15 protein-coding genes, 1 tRNA gene and 1 riboswitch are annotated in these 18290 nt (G+C 71.3%); of the genes, 12 read left to right on the top strand and 4 right to left on the bottom strand.

Annotation, left to right across the window (positions count from 1 at the left end; all coding sequences use genetic code 11):
- Nucleotides 1-13: 13 nt before the first annotated feature.
- Both ACGFIS_RS33935 and ACGFIS_RS33930 read right to left on the bottom strand, forming a co-directional pair.
- Nucleotides 14-208: a hypothetical protein gene (locus tag ACGFIS_RS33935; RefSeq protein ID WP_392912773.1), complete on the bottom strand. Its 195-nt coding sequence runs from the start codon at nt 206-208 to the stop codon at nt 14-16.
- 53 nt (nt 209-261) lie between these two features.
- Nucleotides 262-654: an ATP-binding protein gene (locus tag ACGFIS_RS33930; RefSeq protein WP_392912772.1), complete on the bottom strand. Its 393-nt coding sequence runs from the start codon at nt 652-654 to the stop codon at nt 262-264.
- A gap of 152 nt (nt 655-806) precedes the next feature.
- On the opposite strand from ACGFIS_RS33930, the gene ACGFIS_RS33925 reads away from it, so the two are divergent.
- Together ACGFIS_RS33925 and ACGFIS_RS33920 are read left to right on the top strand one after the other, a co-directional pair.
- Nucleotides 807-1589, top strand: a complete 783-nt coding sequence (locus ACGFIS_RS33925) for a Scr1 family TA system antitoxin-like transcriptional regulator (protein WP_392912771.1) — start codon at nt 807-809, stop codon at nt 1587-1589.
- Nucleotides 1580-1753 (top strand): DUF397 domain-containing protein, encoded by a 174-nt coding sequence (locus ACGFIS_RS33920; RefSeq protein WP_392912770.1) that lies wholly within the window; start codon nt 1580-1582, stop codon nt 1751-1753. Before ACGFIS_RS33925 ends, ACGFIS_RS33920 begins: the two co-directional genes overlap by 10 nt.
- A gap of 486 nt (nt 1754-2239) precedes the next feature.
- Here ACGFIS_RS33920 and ACGFIS_RS33915 read toward each other — a convergent pair.
- A tRNA-Pro gene (locus tag ACGFIS_RS33915) sits at nt 2240-2313 on the bottom strand.
- Between the two features lie 267 nt (nt 2314-2580).
- On the opposite strand from ACGFIS_RS33915, the gene ACGFIS_RS33910 reads away from it, so the two are divergent.
- From ACGFIS_RS33910 to ACGFIS_RS33865, 10 genes are all read left to right on the top strand, one after another.
- Complete coding sequence (locus ACGFIS_RS33910) at nt 2581-3276, top strand: hypothetical protein (protein WP_392912768.1); 696 nt, start codon at nt 2581-2583, stop codon at nt 3274-3276.
- Nucleotides 3277-3510: 234 nt separating this feature from the next.
- The gene (locus ACGFIS_RS33905) at nt 3511-5358 is read left to right on the top strand and encodes a SpoIIE family protein phosphatase (protein WP_392912767.1); all 1848 of its coding nucleotides are present in this window, start codon (nt 3511-3513) and stop codon (nt 5356-5358) included.
- Between the two features lie 453 nt (nt 5359-5811).
- A riboswitch (cyclic di-AMP (ydaO/yuaA leader) is annotated at nt 5812-5969 on the top strand.
- Between the two features lie 10 nt (nt 5970-5979).
- Nucleotides 5980-6735, top strand: a complete 756-nt coding sequence (locus tag ACGFIS_RS33900) for a CHAP domain-containing protein (protein WP_392912766.1) — start codon at nt 5980-5982, stop codon at nt 6733-6735.
- A 318-nt stretch (nt 6736-7053) separates the two neighbouring features.
- The gene (locus tag ACGFIS_RS33895) at nt 7054-9933 is read left to right on the top strand and encodes a CDP-glycerol glycerophosphotransferase family protein (protein WP_392912765.1); all 2880 of its coding nucleotides are present in this window, start codon (nt 7054-7056) and stop codon (nt 9931-9933) included.
- Nucleotides 9917-11245, top strand: a complete 1329-nt coding sequence (locus ACGFIS_RS33890) for a glycosyltransferase (protein WP_392912764.1) — start codon at nt 9917-9919, stop codon at nt 11243-11245. The genes ACGFIS_RS33895 and ACGFIS_RS33890 overlap by 17 nt, the downstream gene beginning before the upstream one ends.
- A 34-nt stretch (nt 11246-11279) precedes the next feature.
- Nucleotides 11280-12518: an acyl-CoA dehydrogenase family protein gene (locus tag ACGFIS_RS33885; protein WP_392912763.1), complete on the top strand. Its 1239-nt coding sequence runs from the start codon at nt 11280-11282 to the stop codon at nt 12516-12518.
- The gene (locus tag ACGFIS_RS33880; protein ID WP_392912762.1) at nt 12515-13291 is read left to right on the top strand and encodes an SDR family oxidoreductase; all 777 of its coding nucleotides are present in this window, start codon (nt 12515-12517) and stop codon (nt 13289-13291) included. Before ACGFIS_RS33885 ends, ACGFIS_RS33880 begins: the two co-directional genes overlap by 4 nt.
- 8 nt (nt 13292-13299) lie before the next feature.
- Nucleotides 13300-13917: a TetR/AcrR family transcriptional regulator gene (locus ACGFIS_RS33875; RefSeq protein WP_392912761.1), complete on the top strand. Its 618-nt coding sequence runs from the start codon at nt 13300-13302 to the stop codon at nt 13915-13917.
- Between the two features lie 35 nt (nt 13918-13952).
- The gene (locus tag ACGFIS_RS33870) at nt 13953-15107 is read left to right on the top strand and encodes an acetyl-CoA C-acetyltransferase (RefSeq protein ID WP_392912760.1); all 1155 of its coding nucleotides are present in this window, start codon (nt 13953-13955) and stop codon (nt 15105-15107) included.
- Between the two features lie 2 nt (nt 15108-15109).
- Nucleotides 15110-16270 (top strand): NADH:flavin oxidoreductase, encoded by a 1161-nt coding sequence (locus ACGFIS_RS33865; protein WP_392912759.1) that lies wholly within the window; start codon nt 15110-15112, stop codon nt 16268-16270.
- Between the two features lie 30 nt (nt 16271-16300).
- On the opposite strand, the gene ACGFIS_RS33860 is transcribed toward ACGFIS_RS33865, so the two are convergent.
- On the bottom strand, nt 16301-18010 hold the full coding sequence (locus tag ACGFIS_RS33860) for a glycerol-3-phosphate dehydrogenase/oxidase (protein ID WP_392912758.1): 1710 nt from the start codon (nt 18008-18010) through the stop codon (nt 16301-16303).
- Between the last annotated feature and the right edge of the window lie 280 nt (nt 18011-18290).

The following is an 18290-nucleotide window of genomic DNA, read 5'->3' as shown; positions in this document are numbered from 1 at the left end:
TCTCGCCGGTCGCTCATCCGGCCTCTCGGAGCTGGAGGATTGCGCGCTCGCAGGCTTCCGGGTCGGCGGTGTGGAGCAGGTCCAGAAATCCGTCCAGGTCGGACGCAGAGATCAGGACGCGCCCCGTCGCCCTCCACATCCCGTCTCGATCCAGCGTGATCGACCATTCCGGGAAGAGGTACTGCAGTAGCAGCAACGTGACTCGCATCGTCTCCTCACCGGAGCGTGGTCCCAGCGCTCTTTGCCTTCCATCTCGCATGGTCAGGGCAGCTTGGCCCAGACGACCTTGCGGCCACCGGCGAGGCGTTTGACTCCCCACTCGTGCACGAGCTCCGCCATGAGCTGCAGGCCACGGCCGGAGGTGGCGGCGTAGTTCTGGGGCTGGACGGTGGGATGTCCCGTGCCGGTATCCGATACCTCGATCACCGGTTGCCCATCGTCCGGGTCGAGGAAGAGCCGGATGACGATCGGGCCTTCGCCGTGCTTGCAGGCGTTCGTGGTCAGCTCGCAGACCACGAGGCGGCCTGTGTAGTCGTCGGTGATGCTCCAGCCGGCGAACTGTTCGGCGAGGAACCGGCGCGCGAGGCGCGGTGCCTGATCGGTGGAATCGAGGACGAGCGTCGGGACTTCAGGAGCTTGCGGTGCTGCGGACATCGGCACGACCTTCGCTGCCAGAACGGTTTTTGGTAACTCACCGCACAGACTGAACTCCTCCGCGTAGCGTTACCACCGAAGCGCCCCAGCACACACGTGGCGCTGACGATCGCTGGTAGGTGGGTTCCCCTCACTCACGTGGAGGCGAAGCAGTGGCCGCACGCAAACCGACATCGAAGACCGTCTCCTTCGGCGCAGAGGTCACGCGCCTCCGAGAAGAAGCAGGGCTCAACCGGACGGAACTCGCAGCACGGGCGGCAGTCACCCGCAGCTACATCTCGCAGGTCGAGTCCGGGCGCACCAAGTGCCGCAAAGACTTCGCCGAACGACTGGACAAGGTGCTGGACTCGGGTCCCGCACTGGTCGATGCATGGGACGAACTCCTGCGTTCCAGCAGCTACCCGAGGTTCTTTGCAGACTTCCCCCGGGCCGAGGCGTCCGCTGATGCGCTGCGTGCGTTCGAGATCAGGTTGGTCTATGGGCTTCTGCAGACTGAGGCGTACGCACGTGTGCTCCTGTGCGACGACGAAGCCGTCCGCGAGCGGATGCAGCGACAGAAGATCCTCACCAAACCGAACGCTCCGACCGTGTTCGTTGTGCTGGACGAGTCCGTCCTCCTCCGTGAAGTCGGCTCCCGGGAGATCATGCGCGAACAGTTGGAGCATCTGATCGAGATGTCGGAGCGTGACAACATCACGATCCAGATCGCCCCGATCGGCTACTACCGCGACGCCCGAGCACCGTTCGTGATCGCGACTCAACCCGATCGCAGCGAGATCGTGTACCTGGAGCACAACATCGGGGGCGAGACGAGCGCTGAGCCGAAGGACCTCGCGCTCGTCAGCGAGGCTTTCAGTAGGCTCCAGGCGGCGGCGCTTTCACCCAAGGCGTCGGTCGAACTGATGCGGAAGGTTGTGGAAGAGCGATGGACGTGACCTGGCGCAAGTCGTCGCGTAGCAGCGAGGCCGGAGACAACTGCGTCGAACTGGCCGACCTCGGCGAGGCCGTGGGTATCCGCGATAGCAAAGACCCGGCCGGCGCCAAGTTCACCCTGCGCCGCGACGAGTTCGCGAGCCTCCTGGCGATTCTGAAGCGCTAAACGCCCGGACATGACACCGAAGAAGCCCCGGCCCGCGAGGGACCGGGGCTTCTGTTGTCGCCTCTGTCGGTACACGCCGTAAGCAGGCCGCGGAGACAGGGCGCCGCGAGGCTTCATTGTTGATCAACGCGTAATCGGGCGGATCGGCGCGAGGGCAGGGCCGGAAGTAGCCCAGGGGAGGCGGCCGGGTTCCATGAAGGACCCGACCGCCGTGAGATGACCTCGCGGTGCCGACCCGCGGGGCCGCCCGTGCGGGTGATCGAGAGGACTCGGGATCGATCGCGGGTCGTCGAGGGACAGACGGACAGGCGGCGGGACGTGTGAACATCCGGTGGGGCGGAGCGGGCGGATGCCGGTCTTCCTGGTCCCGTGTGAACCGGGCGAGTGCCGCGAGGGGCGGCCGAGTTCACTAACGAATGGCTAACAAACGATCAAGAGGCCGGTCCTCCGAGTGGAGGAAACGGCCTCTGAGCTGGTGTTTCTGTGTCGGGACGGCGGGATTTGAACCCACGACCCCTTGACCCCCAGTCAAGTGCGCTGCCAAACTGCGCCACGTCCCGGTGCCCGCTGCAGCGGGCTTGATTACTGTAGCGCAGTCTGCCGGGTCGTGCGTACCGGGATATGGGACCGCGGATCTCTGGTAGGCGGGCCTGATGGTGTCTGTGCGGGCAGGGCCGGCGGGGCTTGTCTGCCTGGGGCTGGTGTGCGGGTGCGGGGCCGGGGGAGGGGCTCGGACGGTGAGCGGGAGTCCGGGGGCCGGAAGGTCGGCGCCGAAGTCTTCTCGGGGCGTTGTGCGGGTGCCCGAGGGGGTTCGGGCGTCGTTTGTGGTGTTCGATCTGGTGGCCGGGCGCGTGGTGGTGGAGCGGCGGCCGCGGCAGACGTTCCGGTCGGCCTCGCTGGTGAAGATCCTTGTGGCGCTGGACTACATGCGGGAGCACCGGGTCTCGGCGGATGACCGGGCGTTGATGCGGGACATGCTGAGGTCGAGCGACGACCGGGCGGCGACCGAGTTGTGGCGGCGGGGCGGGCAGAAGGAGATCATCGAGCGGATGGTGCCGCGGGTGGGGTTGCGGGAGACGGCGCCGCCGCCCGCGGACAGGCCCGGGTTCTGGGGGTACACGGCGCTCAGTGCGCGGGACGTGGTCCGGACGTACCGGTATCTGCTGGAGGAGGCGCCGGAGGCGCACCGGGAGTTCGTGCTGGAGCAGTTGCGGGAGTCGACGCCCTGCGGGACGGACGGGTTCGACCAGACGTTCGGGATTCCGCGGGCGGTGGGGAGGCCGTGGGCCGTGAAGCAGGGGTGGTCGGGGTTCGGGGACGCTCCTGCGGGGAGGTTCCGTGGTGCGCAGCCGGCGGCGTGGCAGCCGGATCTCGGGCTGGGGCGGCCGGTGCTGCACACGACCGGGCTGGTGGGGGAGCGGAAGATCGTGGTGGTCCTGACGCTGCATCCGGCGGGGACGTCGTTCCGGCGGGCGGCGGAGCGGATCACGGCGTTGACGGAGCAGGTTCACCGGGCGGGGTGACCTGAGTCACAGGGTGGGGAACGGTTGCCTCCGTGAAGGGTCACCGGAAGTCGTGCGGGACCTGGGTCAACGGAAAACCCAGGCAAAGATGTGGACTGTTTAGTCGGTTCTGGGCGAATAGTCCTTCGCTGACGTATGTAGCTTTTTTCTCCCAGGGCATGTGACGCCGAACGGGGGTCAGGGTTGGCGGAAGCAGAGGGCGCCTTCGGGCAGTCCGGGGTACACGTTGCGGACGTGGACGATCTGCGGGGCGCCGCGCACGACCGCGCGGTGCTGTCCGAGGCGCGGGTCGTGCTGGCCCGGCGGCTCGGTGTTCCGACGGGGGAGGCCCTGCAGCATCTGATCTGGCTGGCCCGGGACCTGGACATGGAGCTGTCCGAGGCGGCGTCCCTGCTGGTGAAGGACGGCGGTGCCGGGCCGGTGGGGGCCGTGATCGCCGGGCGCCGCGCGCCCCGCGCCGAGGGCGGCGCGGTGGAGCGTCAGGCGGTGGTGTCGGAGGCGGACGACGTCCTGCGACGGGTGACGGCCGAGGACACCGCGGGAGACGCGCAGATCCTCGGCGCGGTGCCGGACGATCCGGTGGCGCGGGCGGTGCTGGACGCGGCGCTCGACCCGTCGGCCCATTTGATCCCGGTCAGGGGGGCGGACGGGAACGTGGTGGACTTCCTGTTCGCGGATCTCAACGGTGTCGCGCGGGACATGTTCGGGCGCGGCCGGGAGGAGTTGATGGGCCGGCGGCTGCTGCAGATGGAGCCGGGTGCGGTGATGAGCGGGCTCTTCGACGACTACGTGGAGGTTCTGGAGTCCGGCAATAGTTTGGAACGTTCCTCGTTCCTGTACTCCACCGCTCAGGGCGGCCTGACCCGCTCGTCCCGGGTGAGCGTGCGGTGTGTCCCGGTGCCGACGGGCGTCTGCTCGACGTGGCGGTACCACGCCGCCGAGGATCGGACGGTGCGGCGGCTGGAGCGGGTCGAGCGGCTCGCGCTCATGGGGTTCGGCGAGTGGGATCTGGCGACCGGGGAGGCGGAGTGGACGCCGCAGATGCTCGCCAACTACGGGCTCCGCCCCGACGAGGTGCCGCCGATGCCGCACGATCTTCCGAAGGTCGTGGCGGAGGACGATCTCCCCCTGGTCGAGGAGGCCGTGCAGACGATGTTCTCGCGGCGGGAGCCGGTGGAGGCCGAGCACCGCGTGATCGGCCAGGACGGGGCGCCGCGGCATCTGTGGATCTTCGCCGAGCCGGTGCTGGACGAGTCGGGTCTGCCGGTCTCGATCAACATCGTCTCGCAGGACATCACGCGGCGGCGCGGGGTGGAGCGGGCGCTGGCCGAGACCCGGCGGCAGATGCTGAAGCAGCAGGAGCGGATGGCGCAGGAGCGGCGGGTGGCGGTGACGCTGCGCCGCGCGATCCTGCCGGACGACGACGAGGCGGAGCGGCTGCCCGGCCTGGTCACCTCGATCCGGAGCCTGGCTGCGGAGAGCACCGCCCGCATCGGCGGGGACTGGTACGCGACCCGCGTGCTGCCGGACGGGCGGGCGTTGTACGCCATCGGAGACGCGGCCGGGCACGGGCTGCCCGCGGCAGCGGCGATGGCGCGCAGCCGCAACGGGCTGCTGGGCCTCGCGTGCACGGGGGAGCCGGCGGGACGGCTGGTGGGGTGGCTGAACGAGCTGGTCGGCACCATGGATCCGCCGGCGACGGGGACGGCCGTCGTCGGCCATTTCGACCCGGCGCGCCGCGTCGTGGAGTGGACGTGCGCGGGACATCCGCCGCCGATCCTGATCCGGGACGGGTGGGCGGCGCCGCTGGAGGTCGTCCGTGACCCGATGCTCGGCGCGATGCCAGGCTGGGAGTACACGACGATGACCACCCGCCTCGAGCGCGGCGACATGCTCTTCCTCTACACCGACGGCCTCGTGGAGCGCAGGGACGCGGATCTGGACGAGCGGATCGCCCGCCTCACCGCCATTCTGCGGGACACCTCGACGCGGCCGGGGCTGGTGCTGGACGAGGTCCTGGCGCGGATGGAGCATGACCGGGCGGCGGACGACACCACGCTCTTCGCGTTGCGCGTGGAGTGACGAGAACCATGTTTGACCTGCGAAGAGCTCACCGTGTGACTTAGAACTCACCTGAGCGGGGGGCAGACGGCCGGCACAGGGCGGAACGCCGTGTGCCGGCCGTCGCCGTACGCGGGTTCTTTACCTTGTGCCCGGTGGGCCGGAGCCCCGTGGGGAAAGGGCCTGAGGGCCGGTCGCCGAGTGATCGGGAAGACATCCGGCGCTGACGCTGTTGGTGGTGTCTTGGAAGGCCTTTGAGCAGGCAAGACGGAGTTTTGTCGGTGATTTGCTTTCCTTGAGAAGGTTGATACCTTCTATCCGAATCCCGCAGCGCGTCCCATGCGTTGCCACCGGCCGCCCCATGCGCGGCCGAGGATCGCGGAGCGGAACCCGCACGCGATGCGCGCCACAGATGCGCGCCACCTCATCGAGATCCAATCGCTGAGATCAATCCGAAAATCCAGCACCGCATCCCGCTGTGCGAGGCCGAGTCCGTCCCGGTCCACTCGACCGGAACGGAGCCGGGGACCCAGGTTCCAGGGGTGAATCGGCGCGCCGCAGAGTCGCGCCGTAGGGCTACTTCCATGCCCGAATCCGTCAGCTAACCCGGTAGGCGTCATGGGAGACAAGGAGATTCCCCGCATGACCGGTCGCTTCGATCGACTTTCCCTGAACAACATCACCGCCACCCTGAACAGCTTCACGGCCGAGGACAAGGCCGTCAGCGTCGCCGTCAGCGCGGTGCTCGCGGGAGCCGTCGGGCTCGCGATGTTCAACCCCCTCACCGGCGACGCCGTCGCCGAGACTCCGGCCCAGGCGGCCGCCGAGAAGGGCACGGTCTCGTCGAGCGAGTCCGCTGAGCGCTCCGCCGCCGACTACCTCGAGGCGGGCTACAAGGTGCCGCCGCGCGCGGTCAAGGCCTCCGAGGTGCTCGAGCTGGCCGAGGAGCAGGTCGGCATCAGCGAAGGCCAGGGCGGCCAGACCAAGTTCCACGACTGGTACGTGTCGACCCCGCACGCCAAGGCCACCGCCCAGCGCGACGGCGGCTTCTCCGTCGACGCCTACAACGGCGCGCAGTGGTGCAACATGTTCGTCTCGTGGCTCGGAGCCCAGACCGGCGTCAAGAACATGGGCTGGGACGCCTACACCGTCCAGCACGCCTCCTGGTTCGAGGACACCGGCCGCTGGGGCAAGAAGGCCAAGCCCGGCTCGGTCGTGTTCTTCGACTGGGACAAGAGCTCCAGCATCGGTGCCATCGACCACGTCGGCATCGTCGTCAAGGACAACGGCGACGGCACCGTCAGCACCATCGAGGGCAACACCGAGAACGCGGTGCAGAAGAAGGTCCGCGACAAGTCCACGGTCGTCGGGTACGGCTACCCCGACTACGCGGCCTGATCCATCCCGCGATCCACGATCGGCGCGCTCGCGCCTCCGTGATCAGAAGGCGCCCGGCATCCCCGCCGGGCGCCTTCTGGCGTTCCCGGGTGATCTGCCCTCATGTCTGCGTCGAAGGCGGGTAATACCAACCGTTGACAGGCTTTGATCGCCCTTGGACCTTGGCGCGGTGTTCTTGGAAAGGAACCCTGCACGCGTCCGATCGGCGCATGGAAGGGAGCACCTGAGCAGAAGGCCGGATCGGACGCCACTGCCGGAGGCCTGGGGGGCGTCTCCCGGAACTCCAAGCCGTGGAGGGGGAAGCCCATGCGCCCGGATGTGAGTGTAGTGGTGATCGCCTACAACGACGCGCGGAGGCTGCCGCGTGCGGCCGCCTCGTCGCTGGGGCAGTCGCTGGGGTCGGTCGAGACGGTCATCGTCGACGACGCGAGCACCGACGGCACCGCGGAGGTCGCCGACCGGTTCGCCGCCGCGCAGCCGGGGCGGGTCAGGTCCGTCCACCTGCCGTCGAACTCCGGGGGGTGCGGCCGCCCGCGCAACGCCGGCATCGAGGCCTCCACAGGCCGGTACGTGATGTTCCTCGACAGCGACGACCTCCTGGACCGGCACGCCTGCCTCAACCTGCTGGGCGCGGCCGAGGACACCGGCGCCGACATCGTGTCCGGCCGGTGCGACCGGGTCTTCCTGGACCGGCCGCAGGACGCGAAGGCACGCGTCCGCCCCTGGTACCCCTGGCTTTACGAGCGACGCGCGGTGTACGGGTCGCTGAGCGAGAACCCCGATCTCCTCTACGACACGCTGTCGACCAACAAGGCGTACCGCCGGGGCTTCCTGGACGAGCAGGGACTGCGGTTCGTCGAGGAGCTGTACTACGAGGACCTGCTGTTCACCGCCGAGGCGTACCTGGCCGCCGGCCGTACCGCGCTGATCCCGCACCGGGTCTACAACTGGCTGGTCCGGGAGCCGGCGGCGGCGCCGTCCATCTCCAACAGGCGCGCCGAGCTGGCCAACTTCGCCGACCGGCTGGAGATCCACCGGCGCATCGACATGCTGTTCGCGCTGCGCGGCGCCCACGACCTGCGGCGTGCCAAGGACGTCAAGTTCATCAACCACGACCTGCTGCTCTACATGCGGGAGCTGCGCGGTCGTGACCCGGACCACCAGGCGCGGTTCCTGGACCTGGCGGCCGGCTATGTGGCCGAGCTGGACCCCCGGGCGTTCGAGGAGGCCAATCCGCTGCCCGCGATCGCCGCGTACCTGGCGCGTGAGGGAGACCACGCGGGGGCGCTCGCCGCCGCCGAGTACGTCCCCGGCAGCCGGCCGGAGCTGCGCGCGCGGCTCGTCGAGCGGGACGGGCGGGTCTTCTGGGCCGCCGGCCGCCCGGACAGGACCCTCGGCCGCCGCATCCTGGACGTCACCGGCCTCGGCTTCCATCAGCGGCCGCTGAAGGAGCTGTGCCCGGGCAACACGGTGACGCGGCTGGAGACGCGCGCCGGCCGCGTCCGTATGGCCGGGGACGTGCTCAACCCGCTGAACCGGATCCCCGCGGACGCCGAACTGTCCGGCACGCTGGAGTTCGGCGACCGGCGCCGCCCGGCCCGCAAGGCGCGGGTCCGGGCCTCCGTGCGACACGAGGGCGACCGGCTCGCCTGGTGGGCCGAGTTCGACCCGGCGGCCCGGATCCGGCCGATCGGGTTCATCGACCCGGTGTGGGACGTGCGGCTGCGCCTGCGGGTGGACGGCGAGGACGTGGTCACCCGGCCCGGCGCGGGCCGGGGGTCGCCTCCGCTGGACGGCGTCGTCCTGCCCGTCCGGCCGCGGCTGACGCGGCTCGCCGCCGACCGGCTCCGTTCGCGCGTCACCGCGCGCGGGCAGCTGGCGTTCGTCCTGGAGGCGGGCAGCCCTTGGGCGCGGCTCGCCGGCGGGGTCGTGCGCCGCGCCGCCGCGACCCCGGCCGGGCGTGCGGGCCGGCGGCGTGCGGGGGGCCTGGCCCGGCGTGTCCGCCGGACGCTGACCTCGCAACGGACCAAGATCGCCGTGTTCAACCGGGTGCTGACCCGGCTGCCGGTCCGGACGGGGCTGGTGGTCTTCGAAAGCCACATGGGCAAGCAGTACTCGGACAACCCGAAGTACATCCACCGGGAGCTGCGGAGGTCGGGCCGGCCGGTGCGGGCGGTGTGGTCGTACGCCTCGTCCCCGAAGGGGTTCCCCGACGACGCCGGGCTGGTCCGGCGCGGCTCGTGGGCCTATTTCCTGGCGCTCGCGCGCGCCGAGTTCTGGGTGGACAACCAGGGCTATCCGGACGGTCTTCGCAAGCGGCGCGAGACCACCTACATCCAGACCTGGCACGGGTCGGCGTTCAAGCTGATGGGTCTCGACCAGCCGCGGCTCAAGAGCGGCCCGGCGGCCGAGCAGGCCCGGCTGCGGCGGATGGTGGAGCGTTTCGACTGCTTCCTCGTCCGGTCCGGGCATGACGTGGAGACCCTGTGCGGGGGTCTCGGCGTCCGCTCCGAGCTGCTCCCGGCCGGCTATCCCCGCAACGACCCCTTGGTCAACGGCGTGGACGGCGATCCCGAGCTGGCCGCCGAGGTCGCCGCCCTGCGGGACGCGCTCGGGCTGCACGACGGGCGCCGGGCCGTCCTTTACGCGCCCACCTTCGCCACCGGCCCGGACGGGCGTCCGGCCGGCGTGCTGGAGCCGCCGATCGACCCGGAGGTGTTCGCGCGGGAGCTGGGGAAGGACTTCGTGCTGCTCGTCCGGCCGCACTACCTGTGCCGGGCCGACCTCCCGCCCGGCGCCCGCACGGTCATGCGGGACGCCGGCGCCGCGCCCGACGTCACCCTGCTGCTGCTGCTCGCGGACGCGCTGATCACCGATCACTCCTCGATCATGTTCGACTTCGCGCTGCTCGACCGGCCGATCGTCCTGCACCTCCCGGACGGCAAGGACCTCACCACCGGCTACTTCGACCTGGAGCGCCACGCACCCGGTCCGGTCACCCGCACCGGGGAAGAACTCGTCGCCGCGCTCGCGGGCCTGGACGAGGCGGAACCCCTGCACGCCCCCCGGCGCCGCGCGTTCGCCGCGCGTTTCGGCGAATACGACCGAGGCACCGCCGCCCGGACGGTGGCGGACCGCTACTTCCCGCCCGCACGACCGCAACGCCAAGAGGGGAACAGGAATGGCCGCACCGCGTGACGTCTTCATCGTGTGCAACAACACCGACGGCATGGGCGGCCTGCAACGCTGGGCGCACCACATGGCGCGGCTGATGGCGGGACGCGGCGACCGCGTCACGCTCGTCGGGATCACCCGCGGGCCGGAGTCGTACCACCACGGCCGCGACGGCTCCTACGCCGTCGAGGTCCTGCACGAGGACTGGCGTCCGCCCGCGATGGCGTGGCGCCCGAAGAGGCTCCGCCAGCGGATGGACGTGCGGGCACGCGGGCGGGACCTGAGGCGGACGAGGGCCCAGCGGCGCGGCGCCGCCCGCCTGTCGGAGCTCTTCGCCGCGGCCAGGCCGGGCTCGGTCGTCATCGTGGGGCAGGTGTGGGCGATGGAGTGGGTGAGGCTGGCGGACACGTCCGGGCTGCGCGTGGTGGGCATGAGCCACGAGTCGTTCGCGGCCACCCGTGCGTCCTCGCGGTACCGGCGGGTCAAGGAGTGCTACGCGGACGTGGACCGGATGCTGGTGCTCACCGAGGAGGACGCCGACGCCTGGGCCAGGGACGGGATGACCAACGTGGACTACATCCCGAACGCGCTGCACGTCACCCCGGGCGTCCATCCCACGCTCGAACTCCCCGTCGTCGCCTGCGTCGGCCGCCTATCGTACGAAAAGGGCGTGGACATGATGCTGGAGGCGTGGGAGCGGGTCGCCGCGCGCCGTCCCGGCTGGCGGCTGCACGTCTACGGAGGCGGGCCGGACGAGGGCGGACTGCGCGAACGGGTGGACGCCGCGGGGCTGTCCGGCTCGGTGGAGTTCCGCGGCGTGGTCGCCGATGTCGAGGAGGCGCTCGTCGAGGCGTCGGTCTTCGCGCTGCCGTCGCGGGCCGAGGGCTTCCCGATGTCGGTGCTGGAGGCGATGGCGTACGGGCTGCCCACGGTCGCGTTCGACTGCGCGCCGGGCGTCCGTGCCCTGATCGGGGACGGCCGCGGCGGCGTGCTCGTCGAGCCGGGCGACATCGCCGCGTTCGCCCGGGAGCTGGAGCGCCTGATGGGGGACCCGGAGCTGCGCCGCGCCGTGGGCGCCGAGGCCCGGGCGTCGGTGCTGCGGTTCCGGCCGGACGAGGTGCTCGCCCGCTGGGACAGGCTCTTCGATCTCCTTCACCGCCCCGTGCCGCACGCCGCCGGGGAACCGGCGAGGGACATCGACAGCCCGAAGAAGTCCGCGGAGGCGACCTCGGAGGCCACCGCGGATGGCGGGACCGGGCCGACGACGGCGCGGATCCCAGGGCCGGCGGAGGGGCCCGCGGCGGAGCGGGCGGCGGAGCCCGCACCCCGCGGGTGATTCTTTCTAACAACTGTTTGGTAGAGTTCGCGGCGTGAACGAGAACGAGTCCCCGGCGGACCGGGCGTTCCGCGCCGAGGTCCGCGACTGGCTCGAGGCCAACCTGTCCGGCGGTTTCGCGCACGCCCGCGGGCTCGGCGGGCCCGGACGCGAGCACGAGGCGTTCGAGGAGCGGCTGGCCTGGGAGCGGCACATGGCCGCCGCCGGCTGGACGTGCGTCGGCTGGCCCGAGGAGTACGGCGGACGCGGCGCGACCGTCGAGCAGCAGGTGATCTTCCACGAGGAGTACGCGCTGGCCGACGGGCCCGCCCGGGTCAACCACATCGGCGAGAACCTCCTCGGCCCCACGATCATCGCGTTCGGCACCGACGAGCAGCGCGCCCGCTTCCTCCCGCCGATCGTGGCCGTCGAGGAACTGTGGTGCCAGGGGTACTCCGAGCCCAACGCCGGCTCCGACCTCGCCAACGTGCAGACCCGCGCCGAACCGGCCGGCGACCACTGGCTGATCAACGGCCAGAAGGTCTGGACGTCCCTGGCCCTCGAATCGGACTGGTGCTTCCTCGTCTGCCGGACCGAGCCGGGATCGTCCCGCCACCGCGGCCTGTCGTACCTGCTCGTCCCGATGAAGCAGGACGGCGTGGACATCCGCCCGATCGTCCAGCTGACCGGGACCTCCGAGTTCAACGAGGTCTTCTTCGACGCCGCCCGCACCGAGGCGGGCAACATCGTGGGCGCGCCGGGCGAGGGCTGGAAGATCGCGATGGCCACGCTCGGGTTCGAGCGGGGCGTCGCGACGCTCGGCCAGCAGGTCGGGTTCCGCCGCGAGTTCGAGGGCGTCGCCGAGCTGGCCCGCCGCACCGGCGCCATCGGCGACCCGCTGCTGCGCGACCGTCTGACCAGGTCGTACATGGGCCTGGAGATCATGCGGCTGAACGCCGTGCGGACCATGGCGGGCGTCGCCGCCGGGGCGCCCGGGCCGGAGTCGTCCATCTCCAAGCTCGTCTGGGGCACCTGGCACCGCGAACTCGGCGAGCTGGCCATGGACGTCCTCGGCGCCGCCGGGATGGTCGCCGACGGGAGGCGGGGGCGGGCCTCCGGCGGGGGGACGGAGGAAACACAGCCGTACGATCTGAACGACTGGCAGCGGCTGTTCCTGTTCTCCCGCTCCGACACGATCTACGCCGGGTCCAACGAGATCCAGCGCAACATCATCGCCGAACGGGTGCTCGGGCTCCCCCGGGAACCGGCCGCAAGCAGGGAGACACGCGGATGACCCCGCCCTACGTACCCGGACACGGGCTCCTCAAGGACCGCGCCGTCGTGATCACCGCGGCGGCCGGGGCCGGGATCGGCGGCGCCACCGCCCGCCGCTGCCTGGAGGAGGGCGCCCGCGTGCTGATCTCCGACGCCCACGAGCGGCGCCTCACCGCGTCCGCGCAGGAGCTGGAGAAGGAGTTCGGCGCCGGCCGGGTCGCCTCACTGGCCTGCGACGTGACCTCGGAGGAGCAGGTCCAGGCCCTGTACGACCTGGCCGTGGAGCGCTTCGGGCACATCGACGTCGCCGTCAACAACGCGGGCCTCGGCGGGACGGCCGACCTGGTCGACATGACCGACGACCAGTGGGGCCGCGTCCTCGACATCACCCTCAACGGCACGATGCGCTGCACCCGCGCCGCCCTGCGGATCATGCGCGACCGGGGCTCGGGCGTCATCGTCAACAACGCGTCGGTGATCGGCTGGCGGGCGCAGAAGGGGCAGTCCCACTACGCCGCCGCCAAGGCCGGCGTCATGGCCCTCACCCGCTGCAGCGCGCTGGAGGCCGCCGACTTCGGCGTCCGCGTCAACGCGGTCTCGCCGTCCCTCGCGATGCATCCGCACCTGGTGAAGGTGACCTCGGAGGAGCTGCTGGACGAGCTGACGCGCCGCGAGGCGTTCGGCCGCTACGCGGAACCGTGGGAGGTGGCCAACGTCATCGTCTTCCTGGCCAGCGACTACTCGTCGTACATGACGGGCGAGGTCGTCTCCGTCTCCTCACAGCACGCATAAGGAGAACGATGAGTCCACGAAGGCGCGACGCCGAGGGCACCGCCGCCGCCCGCGCGGGACGGCGGGCCGAGCTGCTCGCCACGGCGGCGGAGGTGTTCGCCTCCCAGGGGTACTCCGCCACCACCGTCCGGAAGGTGGCCGACGCGGCAGGCATCCTCGGCGGCAGCCTCTACTACCACTTCGACTCCAAGGAGGCGATGGCCGACGAGATCCTGTCGACCTTCCTGGACGAGATGTGGGCCTCCTACGACCGCGTCCTGGGGGCCGGGCTCAGCGCGCGCGACACCCTGGAGGGGATCGTCGTCGAGTCGTTCCGGTCGATCGACCTGCACCGGCCCGCCGTCGTCCTCTACCAGAACGAGTCCAAGCACCTCGCGACCAGCGAGCGGTTCCACTACCTGCACGAGTCGCGGCGCAGGTTCGAGGAGATGTGGCTCTCCCTGCTGGAGAGGGGCGTCGCCGAGGGCGCGTTCCGCGACGACCTCGACCCGAGCCTCGTCTACCGGTTCATCCGCGACACCGTCTGGGTCGCCGCCAACTGGTACCAGCCCGGCGGGCGGCTGTCCGCCGACGACATCGCCAAGCAGTACCTCGCCATGTTCCTCGAAGGGATCCAGGCGAGCTAGGCCCCACTGAGCTAACCCCCGCTAAGGAGAACCCCATGGCCGAGGCATACATCGTCGACGCGGTCCGCGCTCCTGTCGGGCGGCGCGGCGGCGGCCTGTCCGGCGCGCACCCCGCCGACCTCGGTGCGCACGTGCTGACGGCGCTGATGGACCGCACGAAGGCCGACCCGGCCGCGGTCGAGGACGTCGTGTTCGGCTGCGTCGACACCCTCGGGCCGCAGGCCGGCGACATCGCCCGCACCTGCTGGCTCGCCGCCGGGCTGCCCGAGGAGGTCCCCGGCGTCACCGTCGACCGGCAGTGCGGCTCGTCCCAGCAGGCCGTGCACTTCGCCGCGCAGGCCGTCCTGTCGGGGACGTCCGACCTGGTCGTGGCGGGCGGCGTGCAGAACATGTCGCAGATCCCGATCGGTTCCGCGATGACCGCCGCCGCGGCGCTCGGCTTCACCGAGGGGCCGTTCGCCGGATCCAAGGGCTGGACGCGCCGCTACGGCGACACCGAGGTGTCGCAGTTCCACGGCGCCGAGATGATCGCCCGCGACTGGGACCTCTCCCGCGAGGAGATGGAGGCGTTCGCCTACGAGTCGCACCAGCGCGCCATCCGCGCCATCGACGGGGGACGCTTCGAGCGCGAGATCGCCCCCTACGAGGGCGTCACCACCGACGAGGGGCCGCGCCGCGACACCACCAGGGAGAAGATGGCGGGCCTGAAGACCCTCGTGGACGGCGGGCGCCTCACCGCGGCCGTCTCGTCCCAGATCTCCGACGGCGCCGCCGCGCTCCTCATCGCGTCCGAGCAGGCCGTCAAGGACCACGGCCTCACCCCGCGCGCCCGGATCCACCACATCTCCGCCCGCGGCGAGGACCCGATCCGGATGCTGTCCGCGCCGATCCCCGCCACCGCGTACGCGCTGAAGAAGACCGGGATGACGATCGGCGACATCGACGCCGTCGAGATCAACGAGGCGTTCGCGTCCGTCGTGCTCGCCTGGCTGAAGGAGACCGGCGCCGACCCGGCGACGACCAACCCCAACGGCGGCGCCATCGCCCTCGGCCACCCGCTCGGCGCCACCGGCGCCCGCCTGATGACCACCCTCCTGCACGAGCTGGAGCGCACCGGCGGCCGCTACGGCCTCCAGACCATGTGCGAGGGCGGCGGCCAGGCCAACGTCACCATCATCGAGCGTCTCTGACCATGGACGTCTTCGAACCGGCCCGGCTGGGGCCGCTCACCCTGCGCAACCGCGTGATCAAGGCCGCCACGTTCGAGGGGATGACGCCCGACGCGCTGGTGACCGACGACCTGATCGAGTACCACCGCCGCCCCGCCGCCGGGGGAGTGGGCATGACGACCGTCGCCTACTGCGCGGTCGCCCCGGAGGGACGCACGGAGCGGCGGCAGATCTGGATGCGGCCCGACGCCGTCCCCGGCCTGCGGCGGCTCACCGACGCCGTCCACGCCGAGGGCGCCGCCGCGTCCGCGCAGATCGGCCACGCCGGGCCGGTCGCCGACGCGAGCTCCAACAGGCTGCCCGCCGTCTCGGCCGGGCGGTTCTTCAACCCGCTCGGCATGCGCTTCACCAAGGTGGCCACCGCCGGGGACATCGAGCGGATCACCCGCGCGCACGCCGAGGCCGCCCGCCTGGCGATCGAGTCGGGGTTCGACGCCGTCGAGATCCACTTCGGGCACAACTATCTGGCCAGCTCGTTCCTCAGCCCCCGCCTCAACCGGCGCAAGGACGCCTACGGCGGGCCGATCGAGAACCGCGCCAAGGTCGCGCTCGGTATCGCCCGCGCCGTCCGCGACGAGGTCGGCGACCGCATCGCCGTCACCGCCAAGCTCAACATGCGCGACGGCGTCCGCGGCGGCCTGGAGATCGACGACAGCGTGTACGTCGCCCGCCGCCTCCAGGAGGAGGGCACGGTCGACGCGCTGGAGTTGACCGCCGGCAGCTCACTGCTCAACCCGATGTACCTGTTCCGCGGCGAGATGCCGATCCCGGAGTTCGCCGCGAGCTACAAGCCGGCGATGCGCGTCGGCATCCGGATGTTCGGCAAGAGGTTCCTGCGGGCCTATCCCTACCAGGACGCCTACCTGCTCGAACACGCACGCAGGTTCCGCGCCGAACTCGACCTGCCGCTGATCCTGCTGGGCGGCATCACCGACCGCGCGACCATGGACACGGCCATGGGGGAGGGCTTCCAGTTCGTCGCCATGGCCCGGGCCCTGCTCCGCGAACCCGACCTGGTGAACCGCATCGCCGCCGACCCGTCCACCCCGTCCCTGTGCATCCACTGCAACCGCTGCGTCCCCACCGTCTACAAGGGCACGCACTGTCCCGTCATCCCGGCTTGAGCCGGCTCGAATCCCACGATGACCGCCGCGTCAGGCGGCGGGGACGGGTGTTTCCGGGACGGCGGGCCCGCCGCGGCGTTCCGCCGCGATCTGCAGCACGTACCGTTTGATCTCGTCGGCGATCTCCTCGCGGCCCCAGCCGAGCCGGGGCGCGAGGAGTTCGGCGACATGGGACGCCGCCGCGACGCCGCCGTCCCACTCCTCGATCGATATGCGCAGGCGCCGGGCCAGGACGTCCTCCAGGTGCAGCGCGCCCTCGTGCGTCACCGCGTAGACCGCCTCGGCGCACAGGTAGTCCTCGGCGCCGGGGACGGGCAGTCCCAGCATCGGGTCGTCCGCGACCAGGTCCAGGACCTCGCGGGCGCACGACCCGTACCGGTGCAGCAGGTGCTCGATCCGCGCGACGTGCAGGCCGGACCCGGCGGCGAGGCGGCGCCGCTCGTTCCACAGCACCTCGAACCCGACCGCGCCGAGGATCGGCAGCCGGCCGGTGACCGACGGGGGGACGGCGTCGTCCAGGCCCTCGGCGACCACGTCGACCGCGTCCCGCGCCATCACCCGGTAGGTGGTGAACTTGCCGCCGGTGACCACGACCATGCCCGGAACCGGTTCGGCGACGGCGTGCTCGCGCGACAGCCGGGTCGTGTCGTCCATGTCCCCGGACAGCAGCGGCCGCAGGCCCGCGTACACGCCCTCGATGTCGTCGTGCGTCAGCGGAGTGCGCAGCACGGCGTTCGCCTGGTCGAGCAGGTAGCCGATGTCGGTGTGGGCGGCGACGGGCTCCTTCAGGCAGTTCCGGGGGGTGTGGGGGGTCGTCCCCCCACAATGATCCGGGCCGTCCTCGTGGGGGGTGTCGGTGGTGCCGACGAGCCAGTGCCGCCCCCACGGGATGATGAACAGCACGCTCTTGGACGTGCGCGTGATCAGGCCGGTGCCCATCGGGATCCGGTCGCGCGGCACCATCAAATGGACGCCCTTGGACGCCTGCACGGCGAACGAGGCCCGTGACCCGGTCATCGCCTGCGCGCCGTCCGTCCACACCCCGGTCGCGCACACCACGCGCCGGGCCCGCACGGCGATCTCCCGCCCGCCCTCCAGATCCAGGACGTGGGCGCCGGTCACCCGCTCGCCTTCGCGCAGGAACCCGGTCATCTCGGCACGGGTGGCGACCTTCGCGCCGTACTGCGCGGCGGTCCGGGCGACCATCATCGTGTAGCGGGCGTCGTCGACCTGCGCGTCGTAGTACTGGATCGCGCCGACCAGCGCGTCCGGCCGGAGCGCCGGCGCCTCCCGCAGGGCGCCGCGCCGTGTCAGCTGCCGGTGGCGGGGGAGCGCGCGGGCACCGCCCATCGTGTCGTACAGGGTGACGCCCGCGCTCACGTAGGCCCGCTCCCACACCCGGTTGCGCAGCGGGTAGAGGAAACGGACGGGACGCACCAGATGCGGGGCGAGGCGGTGCAGGAGAAGGGTCCGCTCCCGCAGCGCCTCCCGGACGAGCCCGAAGTCGCGCTGTTCGAGATAGCGGAGCCCGCCGTGGATCAGCTTGCTGGAGCGGCTGGACGTCCCGGCCGCCCAGTCCCGCGCCTCCACGAGGGCGACGGACAGGCCCCGCGAGATCGCGTCGAGGGCCGCGCCGGAGCCGACGATGCCGCCGCCGACGACCAGGACGTCGAACTCGGTCTCGGCGAGATCGCGCAGGATGTCCTGGCGGTACTGCGGTCCAAGGGCTACGGATGTCACTGCTTGCTCCCGGAGAGAGGTTGGTCGAGTGTCCCGCCGCCGGGTTACGGCGAGCCGTCGTCCAGGGGTCGCGCAGGACGACGGCTCGCCGCGGCCCGGTTGACCGGGCGTCAGTCGAGCTCCACCCAGTCGAGGGTGCGTTCGACGGCCTTCTTCCAGCCGGCGTAGCCGGTTCGGCGTTGCTGGTCGGTCCAGGTGGGGTTCCAGCGGCGGTCTTCGTTCCAGTTCTGGCGGAGTTCGTCGGTGGTGTTCCAGAAGCCGGTGGCCAGGCCGGCGGCGT

It is taken from the genome of Spirillospora sp. NPDC048824 (genome assembly GCF_043198455.1).
Taxonomy (GTDB): Bacteria; Actinomycetota; Actinomycetes; order Streptosporangiales; family Streptosporangiaceae; genus Spirillospora.
The sequence above is the reverse complement of the archived record's forward strand: the minus strand, read 5'-3'. Positions and strand labels throughout refer to the sequence as shown.